The organism is Aeromonas sp. EERV15 (assembly GCF_900079845.1).
Lineage (GTDB): Bacteria > Pseudomonadota > Gammaproteobacteria > Enterobacterales > Aeromonadaceae > Aeromonas > Aeromonas sobria.
On the sequence record NZ_FKKY02000149.1, the window covers coordinates 1 to 446 of the forward strand.

1 protein-coding gene is annotated in these 446 nt (G+C 65.0%); it reads right to left on the reverse strand.

The window, feature by feature from the left end; translation table 11 throughout:
- On the reverse strand, nucleotides 1-249 hold a 249-nt coding region (locus BN4575_RS22360), incomplete at its 3' end, for a hypothetical protein (RefSeq protein ID WP_218060816.1).
- Nucleotides 250-446: the final 197 nt, after the last annotated feature.

A 446-nucleotide genomic window follows, 5' to 3' on the forward strand; every position in this document is an offset into this window, starting at 1 on the left:
CTCCTTCTCTCCCCCTCCCTCACGTCGATCGAGATCGAGCCCCGCGGCGCCCGCGCGAGGTCCGCGTGCGCCGCGCGCCATCGACGCGCGCTCGACTTGCGCTCGCCGTGCGTTGTACGCGCGAATCCGGTTTGCAGCCTTTTCCGGACAGCGCTCCTCGTTTGCCACGAAGGCAGACGAGCTCGCGCGGTCGACCGCGGAACAGCGATATACCGGCGACTGGCCACAATCGTCACGAATAACGCTCACGCGCGCTCATCGTCGCATTGCGATCCCATTAGGCCATGCAGCGTTCGATTATCACCCACACGGCGCCCGCCGGGCTCGAGATTGCTTGAAAAGCAGCGTCATGCGCTCTTGACGCGCTGTGACTCGGGCGCTCTCAATGGCTCGCACAAGAGCGCCTCGCCCGATGGATCCATTGCCCCGGAATGCGACAGTCCCTT